This is a genomic window from Blautia sp. ZXY-1-C6, from assembly GCF_056339875.1.
Genome location: NZ_JBWJVQ010000191.1, coordinates 1 through 10,709, shown reverse-complemented (window position 1 = coordinate 10,709; position 10,709 = coordinate 1). Strand labels below are relative to the sequence as shown.

The window sequence follows — 10,709 nt, the reverse complement described above, 5'->3', positions numbered from 1 at the left end:
CATCATTTCCAATCATTGTTTTATTGTTTGAACAACAACGCCGCACTTGCCATACGGCAGTGCGGCGTCTGTATTTGTATTAATAATTAATACTTAATTCTAAGGATTCATTTCCTCTCGATATTTACTTATCGATTAGTCATAAAGGTTAGGAGCGATTTCTTCGCTGTCCATATTTGTGGAATCATACCAGTATCCATCTGTAGGAACATCTTCAAGTTCCTGTCCGTTAGCTGCTGCTGTCAGAGCGTAGATTGCATAGTAACCCATCATCAGAGGAGACTGTGTAACAGCACCGATGAATGTTCCATCCTGTACAGCGGCTTTAATGATAGAACCAGCATCGAAACCAACACCGATAACATCGCCTGCTCCTGCGTCAGAACCAAGAACGTTCAGGTTAGCATTAGCTGCAAGAACACCTTCTGCTGCTGTCTGGTTGGAACCGAAGATAGCGATGCAGTTTTCCTGAGAAAGGATTGCCTGAGCCTCTGTTGAGCAAAGCTCTACAGTTGTCTGTGCAGGAACAGCGACCTGGATAACAACGTCTGCGTCTGCTTCTTTTGCATCTGCACCTTTAGCTGCGTTTACATAGAACTCGTTACCTTTAACTGCAACTGTTTTTCCGTCAGCCTGAATAAGTTCGATCATTTTGTCAATGAATCCGCCACCACGCTGCTGGATGTTCTGACCTGTGGCATCCTGGTTAACTTCACCGATGATAACCTGTCCATCTGCATTAGCTATAACATCTTTGATTGAATTATACATGTTTTCAGCTGCAACAGAACCAGCCTGTGTGTTATCTGTACAAACTTCACATACTACAGATCCTTCCGGAGCATCAGCGATACCTGTATCAAATGTTACTACCGGGATTCCTTTGTCAGCACATTCCTGAAGTGCATCAAGAACAGAAGATGTATCACATGCAGCAAGACCTAATCCGGCCGGCTTTGCAGCGATTGCTGTGTTGATCATGTTAACCTGGTCAGCGATATCAGATTCACTGTTTGGTCCCTGTGCTTTGTATGTAACACCAAGTTCATCAGCAGCTTTCTTCATACCTTCCTGAGCTGCATCCCAGTATGTAGACTGGAAAGATTTAACCATCATCGGGAAATCATAAGCTTCATTAGCTTTCAGATCTTTGAACTGTTCCGGCATATCGGCTGCCATAACGCTTGATGCGGACATTCCTGCTACCATTGCTGCACACATAACTAATGCGATCACTTTTTTTGCTTTCATTTAAAATTTCCTCCTTTTAAATATACATTTTTAATATAGTTTTTTTTATAAATGATACCCAGGAGGCTTCCTCTCTCGTTCCGCCTTCCCCAAAATACACATATGACAATACTGTCGCCGAACATCCCCTGGAAGCCCTCCGTTGTTTCATATCCTGCTGTTTTGCATCTGTCGTAAGATGCATTTTTCTTTATTCAGTTTTGAAAATTATTTTGCTGCTGCTTTCTTTTCTTTCATGATATCGATCAGTACTGCAATGATAAGAACTGCACCTGTAATAATCTGCTGCCAGTTTGCCTGAAGTCCGATATATGGAAGACCGGTTTTCAGAAGCATGATAACGAAGATACCGGCTAAAGTACCGATTACTGATCCATAACCACCTGTTGCTGCAACACCACCTACGAATACTCCACCGATGGCATCCATTTCAAGTCCTGCACCGGTACCAGGCTGTACAGTTGGTGTAACTGCCGCATATGCGATAGCTGCAAGACCTGTGAAGAGTCCGCATACTACATATACCATAACATGATAGAATTTAACGTTGATTCCCGAAAGAGCTGCTGCTTCTTTATTGGAACCGATCGCGATCGTATAACGACCGAATTTTGTATGATTCAGAACATATTCCATTACAAGGACCAGAATGATCATCCATAAGAAACCGATAGGATAACGGGAAGCACTTCTTCCTGTTCCAACTGTAATCTTAAAGATTGAATGGAACCATCCGCCCTCCTGTGTAAGTCCCGGCCAGGGAGTGGCACTGCACAGGGATCCTGCACCTCGGGTAATCATACATGTACAAAGTGTTGCAAGGAATGGCGGCAGGTTCATAATACCGATCAGCACACCATTTGCTGCTCCTACAATAATTCCAAGTACAATGCAAAGTAACATTGCAAGTACAACCGGAAGATTATTATTTCTTACCAGAGATCCTGCGATCAATGCGTAACATACCATACCTGTTCCGATTGACAGGTCTACACCTCCTGTAATAAGAGGGAATGTAACACCGATTGCCATCAGAAGATCATAATATGAGAAATCCAGCATACTCAGGATTGTGGTATACTGTCTGAACTCCCTGCTCTTAAAGGAGAAAATTGCAAACAGTACAATAATAACCAGTAATACAATAAATCTCTGATCACTTAAAATACTTTTTTTCTTCTTAGTCATGACTTTCCTCCTTAATTGATGTTCCGTGTTGCATGATTCATAATGTGTTCCTGTGTAGCTTCGGAAATATCAATATTTCCTGTAATCTTGCCTTCACACATAACGATAATGCGGTCACTCATACGGAGAACTTCTGTCATTTCAGAAGAAATCATGATAATAGATTTACCTTCTGCTGCCAGTCTGTTCATTAACTTGTAAATTTCATTCTTGGCACCAACATCAATACCTCTGGTCGGCTCATCAAAAATAAGAATCTCACTGTCTCGTGTCAGCCATTTTGCGATAACGACCTTCTGCTGGTTACCACCGGAAAGATTGACTACCAGCTGCTCGCAGTTTGGAGTTTTGGTTGCCAGCTCTTTAACGTATTTCTCTGAAACCTCTTTTTCTTTTGATTTATTAATGAAGATACCACTGGTAAATTCTTCCATGGTTGCCAGCGTAGTATTCTCTGTTACAGATTTCTGTACGACACAACCATATCTTCTTCTGTCCTCTGACAGATAACCAATACCATATTTAACTGCATCCTGAGGACTGTTGATAGTTACCTCGCGAAGCTGTCCGTCTTTTCCCCTTATAGAGATCTTTCCACTCTGTTTCGGGTCAGCACCAAACAGTGCTCTTGCTGTCTCAGTACGTCCGGCTCCCATCAGTCCTGAGAAACCAAGAATCTCACCTTTGCGAAGTTCAAAGCTTACATTCTGAACCATCTTACCTGCATTCAGGTTCTCTACCTTAAGAACAACCGGCGCATCTGGTGCAACCATGCTATGTTCTTTTGGATCCTCGTAAATAACACGTCCAACCATCATATTGATGATGTCTTCTTTTGTACTGTCTGCTGTGATCAGAGTTCCTACATAACCACCATCTCGCATGACTGTTACTCTGTCAGTGATCGTTTTGATCTCATCCATACGGTGGGAAATATAAACGATTCCAAGACCTTTCTTACGAAGATCACGGATAATCTCGAATAAGTCTGCAATCTCTTTCTCTGTCAGTGCTGCTGACGGCTCATCAAAGATAATAACCTCTGCTTTGTGGGAAATAGCCTTTGCGATCTCACACATCTGCTGTTTTCCGACGGTAAGATTGTTCATCTTTTCTTTTGGATTGATTTCAATGTTCAGTTCCTGAAAGAGTTTTTTGGAATCTTCGATCATTTTCTTATCATCAATGCTGAACCCTTTCTTTGGTTCACGTCCGATAAAAATATTCTGAGCTACGGTAAGATCACCTACCATGTTCAGCTCCTGATGCACGATTACAACACCTGCATCCTGCGCTTCTCTTGTGTTATGGAATTCAGTTTCCTTTCCTTTATAGGTAATGGATCCTGAATCTTTCTGATAAATACCGGTAAGAACTTTCATCAATGTAGACTTTCCGGCACCGTTTTCTCCCATAAGAGCATGTACTTCGCCGCGTTTCACTTCAAAATTAACGTGATCCAGAGCATGAACTCCAGGAAAGGACTTATCAATGTCCTTCATAGTCAAAATAACTTCACCCATTGTTACATCCTCCCTTCCGATCAGTTCTTTCTGCGTCTTGCAGAAACGTCGACATAAACTGCTACAATTACGATAAGTCCTGTGATGATCATCTGCTGACCTTTACCAAGACCAAATGCCATGATACCCTGCTGAAGAAGAGAAATGATAAATACACCGATGACTGTACCGCCGATAGAAGCAAGTCCGCCAACCATGGATGTACCACCCATTACACAGCCTGCAATCGCTTCATTGTTGTACTGATCGCCGTATCCAGGCTGAACAGTTGTATAAGCACCAACAAAGAAAATTGCTCCGATTCCTACAAGAACACCGCAGATCACATAAGCAAGCATTCTCCATTTTTTTGTATTAACACCGCTGAGTCTTACTGCTTCGCTGTTAGAACCAAGACAAAGGATATAACGTCCCGGTTTTGTGTTATAAAGAATAATTCCACAGATCACTGCTGCTGCCAGGAAAATCACAAGTCCTACAGGGAATCCCTTATAGGAGATAAGATTTCTGAACCATCCGTTTACAGGATCACTTCCCAGTGGCCAGCTGACGGACTGTGTCTTTGTAAATACAGATGCAATACCTTTTGCAATGTTCATAGATGCCATGGAAATGATAAATGGCGGAACTGACATATAAGATACCATCCAGCCATTAAACACGCCAAATGCAAATCCGATCAGGATACAGATCACCATTGCTGCTGCACAAGGTACATGATAAGATGTCATGCAGTAACCTGAGATCAGGGCACAGCAGAACATTACAGGTCCAATGGAGAAATCGATTCCTCCAGTGGCAATTACAAATGTTACTCCAAGTGACAGAAAGCCCAGGAAGTATACATAGTTCAAAGTAGATTTGATACTGTCACCTACAGGGAACTTACTTCCCAGAACTACTTTGAAGACTACGAACATAAGAACCAGAATACATGCTAACAGGATTCTGTTCAGACCGAGTTTCTTCACAATTGGATTTTGTTTCAACTTTTCCAAGTTTTTCACCCTCCTTACGTTATTTCGTATCTCTTTGTTTTCTATATCTTACCTTACCTGTCGGATAATTGTAATGAAATATCTTCCAAAAAAAGGTTAAATATTTCCTTTTTTTCATCCGGAAATATTTAACCTTTTTGCTTCTTTTTATCCTTATATTACGCAGTCGTTTCAACGCGTCAGTCAGCTAAACGGGAAGATCAGCCGTTCAATATCACTGTTATACATATTCTCCGGCGTAACCAGCTCGCATCCTGAATCAATATTCTTCTCTACTGCATCCCCGTTAAGCATATGAATGGTTTCTTCCACTCCGATATACCCCATCCGGAATGCTTTCTGCACAATAATTCCCTTATAAACGCCCATTTCCATAAGATTGATGGCCTCCTGAGAACAGTCCACACCAACTACTGCGATCTTATCTTTCGCTCCTGCATCACTGACTGCTCTTCCCACACCAACTGCAGAATATTCGTTCATTCCTGCAATCAGTTCCAGATCCGGATATTTCCTCATCAGTTCCTGCGCCAGTTCATAGGATTTCTCATAGAGTGAGTTACAGTAGACAATATCTACTATGTTATCAGCATAGTCACCAAGACCTTCCCTGAATCCCTGTTCTCTCTCCACAGCCGTGGAAACACCTTTTACATGGCTGACAATGGCTATCTTTGAATCTTTATCGATTAATTTTCTGGCATACTCTCCTAACATCCTGCCCGCATTCACATTATCTGTGGCAACTGTAAGATCCTGCAATTCTTCTTTTGTATAGGAATCAATATAGGTAATACGGATTCCTTTTTCTTTTGCTTCCTTCAGAAGTTCATCTGATGCATCCATGCTGGAAGGAGAAAACAGAATCGCATCCGGTTTCTGCTCAATGGCCTTTTTCAGAAGTTTATTCTGTTCTTCTATATTCTCTTCTTTATCCGGAGCCAGGATTTCAAGGTCAGATTCATATTCCTCTGCCGCCATCTTACAGCCGGATATTACCGAAGTCCAGAAATCATTGGTGTTATCCCTGATCTTTGGAATATAAATGAGGGAGCATTTTTTCGTCTGTGTCGCCTCCGGTTTCAGGATTCCGGCAAAAATCACCACTGCTGCCGCCATAAGGATTGCAACTGTTATAATCTCTTTTTTATGACTTTTCATGGGATTCCTCCTGTATTCCGGGAATTACAACAGATGCTGTGGTTCCCTTTCCTTTTTCACTGTGATAGATAATGCCATAATCTTTTCCGTAATATAAAACCAGACGCTGCTGCACATTGTACACCCCAACTCCATTGGAACGGTAATTCACCTTATGCTTATCATAAATATGTTTCAGAGTTTCCTCATCCATTCCCACACCATCGTCCGTAATATCGATTACTGCATTCTCACCTTTCATATATCCATGTACTGTCAACAGTCCTTTACTGTCTTTATATTTTAAGCCATGATAAATTGCATTCTCCACGAGCGGCTGCAATACCAGACGAATGATAGGTACCTGTGTAATGGATGGATCTGCCTTTATCTCAAATTCCAGCTTATCCTTGTAGCGCATCTTCTGGATCGTGAGGTAACTTCTGACATATTCAATCTCCTGTCCGACTGTTACAAGCTCATCCTCATTGCTGATACTCTGTCTGAGCAGTCGCGCCAGAGAAGCCGTCATTATCACCACTTCCTCATTCTTCTTTCCTTCAGCCATCCAGATAATAGAATCCAGCGTATTATACAGAAAATGTGGATTGATCTGCGACTGCAGGGCTTTCAGTTCTATTTTTCTCTTCTGCTCCTGCTCCTTTACATTCTGCTCCATTAATTCCCGTATCCTGTGCGTCATCACATTAAAAGATCTGGTAAGACTTCCTATTTCATTGTCGGAAATCACCTCTATATCTTCAATATCAAAATTTCCTTTCTGCACACTTTTCATGGAATCGCGAAGCTTCTGGATCGGCAGCGTAATATTTCTGGCAATCAGGCTGGAAATCAGAAGAGCAACTATGATCAGCCCCACTGCTACCAGCACATAAATACTTCTTGTCTGTCTGCTGTTTCGTAAAAGTTCAGACATATTCATGCATCCCACAATAGTCCATCCTGTGATATCAGAATGGGACAGTGCATAAATTTTCTCGTCATCTCCCTTTCCGACAGTAACAATATCTGATTTTGCATTCATAACAAGTGAAATGTTCTCTGTCTGCAGTTCATTATATAACTGCTGCTGTTGTGGATGATAAACGATATTTCCATTCTGATCAAGAATAAAAACATATCCTTTATCTCCCATGCTGCTCTGTGCACAGAGTTCACTGATCGCACTGTAATTCAGATCCAGAAAAACTACTCCATCCTCTGCTTCTGTTCCTGTATAATTGCAGATTCCTCTGCTGAGTGTGATGACCCATGGTCTTTCTCCCTTTATCACATTCTGCACATGAGAAGATGTCAGATTATACCGGTCATATTTTCCGACTGCATCTGCATACCATGGCTGTGTATTAAGATCTACATATGTATTTCTCACAGATAATCCATTGTCAAACAGAGATGGAGAGTTCTTATCCTCTCTGACAATCCCGATATTTCTGATATCCGCCCTGCCCTTCAGGATCGTTTTAAACTGTTCCACAAGGCGCTGTCTGTATTCACTGTAATTTTCATCCTTTGTGGCTCCATATCCTTTTTCACTGTACAGATATTTATAAGCATCACCGCTTTGCGCGATTACTGACGCAATATTATCCATATAACTGATATACGAATCTATATTCTGATTCAGCTGTTTGATGATCGTCTGTGTATACATGACAGAATTTTCATAAATAGATGAATTCGTATATCTCAGAGATACCACTGTCACAACCAGCACAGCACTTAATACCAGGATCGACACCGCACAGAAAATAGAACTCTGAATACTCTTAAATTTTGAAGAAATCTTCATCGGCGTTTCTCCCTTGCATATTCGGTAGGTGTTTTTCCTGTCATCTTCTTAAATGAAATTCCGAAATAGTGTGGATCTGAAAATCCTACTTTTTCCGCAATCTCATAATTCTTCAGAGTTGTATTCTCCAGGAGTTCCTTCGCCTTCTCCATTCTGATCCTGGTAAGTGATTCGATAAATGTTTCCCCTGTCATCTCCTTAAAAATAGTGCTGAAATAGCTGGTACTGATATTCAGATAAGAACAGATACTGTTCAGACTCAGATCCGGATCCATATAATTTTTTCGGATATAATCCATAGCCATCATTCCCTGCCTCTGGCCGCTGGAACTGTTCAGATCCTGAAGTGATTCAAATACTCCTTCAGCATACTCCTTCACCAATGTCACTGCTTTATCAAAGGTTTTTGCCTGAGAAACTTCTTTCAGAAGCTTCTCTCTCTGAGCAATGATCTTTTCCGGATCATCACTCAGGGACTGGCAGGTATTTCCGATGGCACGTATCACCTGCTGAAGATAAATGCAGGCATAACTTTTCTCCACCAGTGCCCCTTTGATCTCATGCTCGATCTGCTCCAGGATTTCTGTCACTTTCTGCCTGTTTCCGACCTTTATCTCTTCTGTCAGTGTTTCCAGAGATTTTATAAGATTAATACTGTTGTCCGTTTTCTTTTCTTCCATATCCAAAAGGAGGCTGCCTCCCAGCAGATACCGATAGCCAATGGCTTTCTCAGCAAGCTTATAGGAATAGACCAGTTCCTGAGGTGATCTCACCCAGCTTCCGATTCCTATAGAAGTTTCAATCCCGATCACTTCTTTTACTTTCTGCTGGATTTCCTGACAGATACTATGTATTTTGTCTCCGAATTCTCTGGATCTGCATCCTGTAAATATAATGCATACCCGGTTACTGCCTTCCTGATAAGCAACACCTGCGTTCTCTCTGGTCACAATTTCATTGCTTATATTAAAAAGTACAAAGGACATCAATGCGCTTTCCTGCTGTTTATGCATATCTACCTGATACATTTCTGAGTAAGTGTCCATATCAAAAACAGCTACTCTGTAGCTCGAACAGTCAAAGCTGATCCCCAGCTTTTTCAGTTCCAGAAGACTTACCTGTACATCTCTGGTACAATTTACAAGAGTCTCCAGTGCTTTCGACCGGATGACATCCACATTCTTGTGATAATCCTTTGAAGTCTGCGACAGGGATTCCATTTTTTTCTGTTCTTTTTTTCTGGAATCCAGCTTTTCTTTCATATTCCGGAGCACTTTTGTCAGTTCCATTGCTGTGACAGGTTTGAGCATATATTCACTTACATTATAACGGATTGCTTTCTTCGCATATTCAAATTCCCCAAAACCACTGAATATAACAATAAGAATATCCGGATAATTATCATGAAGAAACTCGCTCAGTTCCATACCATCCATATAAGGCATACAGATATCTGTCAATACAACATCCACCTTGTGGCTCTGCACAAATTCCACTGCCTGTCTGCCATTCTCACAATCCCCCACAAGCTCACAGTCCAGGCTTTTCCAGTCAATGTTCTCCCTGATTGCATCCCTGACCAGGATTTCGTCGTCTACCAATAATATTTTGTACATATTAAATTTTATCCCCCATAAGATCAGGCATCATCCCCTGCCTGATAACCCAATAAAAATTACTACTTCCTTTTACTTATTTAACTGAATCAGGTAAAACCTCCGCAAAGCAGCTATTCAGTTATAAGCGAACAGTAAAGCAGGTTTCGAATATCTGCGTGATTCACTATAATGATAATAGCATATTTATACTATTTTTTCAATTTTTCAATATATTTTTTGTGCATTTCATACAACTCCGTGTGTTACTGTTTCCTCCGCTGTAAACTATAAAAATTTACTCTTTTTGCGTAAAATATTGCCTTGAATAATCTGATTTTTTTCATTAAACTGTTTACAATGATTTTCAGAATTTTGAAAGGAGAATACAAATTATGTTAAAGGGAATTCCTGAAATTTTATCACCGGAATTATTAAAAGTTTTATGTGAAATGGGACACAGCGATCGTCTTGTTATCGCAGACGGTAACTTCCCTGTTGAATCTATGGGAAAGAATGCCATCACTATCCGCTGTGACGGACATGGTGTACCGGAAATCCTGGATGCAATCCTCAAACTGTTTCCACTGGATACTTATGTAGAGCATCCTGTAAATCTCATGGAAGTTATGCCTGGCGATAATGTAGAAACACCAATCTGGGATACATATAAAGAAATCGTTGCAAAATATGACGAGCGCGGCGATAAAGCGGTTGGAAATATTGAACGTTTCGCTTTCTATGAAGAAGCCAAAACTGCATATTGCATTATTTCCACAAGCGAAAAAGCTCTGTATGCAAATATAATGCTTCAGAAAGGTGTTGTAATCAACAACTGATTTTGCTTTATCTTTTCGTTACTGTTCACAGTAACGTAGCCAAAATTCATTCCAGATTGCCTGCGGCAATGGAATTTTGACTTGTATGTCTCGGGATTTTGGCATATTCATGCCAAATATCATTTTTACACATTATACACACATCACACATACATATATATACAACAGGCTGGTATCTGTACACACAGATATCAGTTTGTTTTTTGATTCCCCCTGATACAAACAGCCGCCCAAAGTCAGATCATCTCCAACTCCGGGCGGCCGATATACATTCTTACATATCGGTTTTATTTATTATTTGTAAAGAGGTCCATAATTCTTGCATGCTCTGAAATCTGCACCTTCTTTATCCATTCCAAATG

At 40.9% G+C, this 10,709-nt stretch carries 8 protein-coding genes; 1 reads left to right on the top strand and 7 read right to left on the bottom strand.

All coding sequences use genetic code 11. The annotated features are described in order from the left end of the window. Positions 1-135: 135 nt before the first annotated feature. The 7 genes from AC075J_RS10980 to AC075J_RS10950 form a co-directional block, all read right to left on the bottom strand. On the bottom strand, positions 136-1,251 hold the full coding sequence (locus AC075J_RS10980; protein WP_055150866.1) for a substrate-binding domain-containing protein: 1,116 nt from the start codon (positions 1,249-1,251) through the stop codon (positions 136-138). A gap of 207 nt (positions 1,252-1,458) precedes the next feature. Beyond that, positions 1,459-2,439 carry an ABC transporter permease gene (locus AC075J_RS10975; RefSeq protein WP_008705556.1) on the bottom strand — a complete coding sequence of 327 codons (981 nt, stop codon included), beginning with the start codon at positions 2,437-2,439 and terminating at the stop codon, positions 1,459-1,461. A gap of 11 nt (positions 2,440-2,450) precedes the next feature. Continuing rightward, positions 2,451-3,962, bottom strand: coding sequence for a sugar ABC transporter ATP-binding protein (locus AC075J_RS10970; protein WP_008705558.1), 1,512 nt, complete (start codon positions 3,960-3,962; stop codon positions 2,451-2,453). Between the two features lie 20 nt (positions 3,963-3,982). Then, entirely contained in the window at positions 3,983-4,960 is a 978-nt protein-coding gene (locus AC075J_RS10965) for an ABC transporter permease (RefSeq protein ID WP_008705559.1), read from the bottom strand. Positions 4,961-5,143: 183 nt separating this feature from the next. Further along, the gene (locus tag AC075J_RS10960) at positions 5,144-6,121 is read right to left on the bottom strand and encodes a substrate-binding domain-containing protein (RefSeq protein WP_022380185.1); all 978 of its coding nucleotides are present in this window, start codon (positions 6,119-6,121) and stop codon (positions 5,144-5,146) included. Continuing rightward, positions 6,108-7,913 carry a sensor histidine kinase gene (locus AC075J_RS10955; protein ID WP_022380184.1) on the bottom strand — a complete coding sequence of 602 codons (1,806 nt, stop codon included), beginning with the start codon at positions 7,911-7,913 and terminating at the stop codon, positions 6,108-6,110. The genes AC075J_RS10960 and AC075J_RS10955 overlap by 14 nt, the downstream gene beginning before the upstream one ends. After that, positions 7,910-9,529: a response regulator gene (locus tag AC075J_RS10950; RefSeq protein WP_022380183.1), complete on the bottom strand. Its 1,620-nt coding sequence runs from the start codon at positions 9,527-9,529 to the stop codon at positions 7,910-7,912. The genes AC075J_RS10955 and AC075J_RS10950 overlap by 4 nt, the downstream gene beginning before the upstream one ends. Before the next feature lie 374 nt (positions 9,530-9,903). On the opposite strand from AC075J_RS10950, the gene AC075J_RS10945 reads away from it, so the two are divergent. Then, positions 9,904-10,347 (top strand): RbsD/FucU family protein, encoded by a 444-nt coding sequence (locus tag AC075J_RS10945; RefSeq protein WP_008708382.1) that lies wholly within the window; start codon positions 9,904-9,906, stop codon positions 10,345-10,347. Positions 10,348-10,709: the final 362 nt, after the last annotated feature.

Bases quoted from the DNA above. Each gene is read 5' to 3' on its own strand.
- AC075J_RS10980 (WP_055150866.1), bottom strand. From the start codon at position 1,251: ATGAAAGCAAAAAAAGTGATCGCATTAGTTATGTGTGCAGCAATGGTA.
- AC075J_RS10975 (WP_008705556.1), bottom strand. From the start codon at position 2,439: ATGACTAAGAAGAAAAAAAGTATTTTAAGTGATCAGAGATTTATTGTA.
- AC075J_RS10970 (WP_008705558.1), bottom strand. From the start codon at position 3,962: ATGGGTGAAGTTATTTTGACTATGAAGGACATTGATAAGTCCTTTCCT.
- AC075J_RS10960 (WP_022380185.1), bottom strand. From the start codon at position 6,121: ATGAAAAGTCATAAAAAAGAGATTATAACAGTTGCAATCCTTATGGCG.
- AC075J_RS10955 (WP_022380184.1), bottom strand. From the start codon at position 7,913: ATGAAGATTTCTTCAAAATTTAAGAGTATTCAGAGTTCTATTTTCTGT.
- AC075J_RS10950 (WP_022380183.1), bottom strand. From the start codon at position 9,529: ATGTACAAAATATTATTGGTAGACGACGAAATCCTGGTCAGGGATGCA.
- AC075J_RS10945 (WP_008708382.1), top strand. From the start codon at position 9,904: ATGTTAAAGGGAATTCCTGAAATTTTATCACCGGAATTATTAAAAGTT.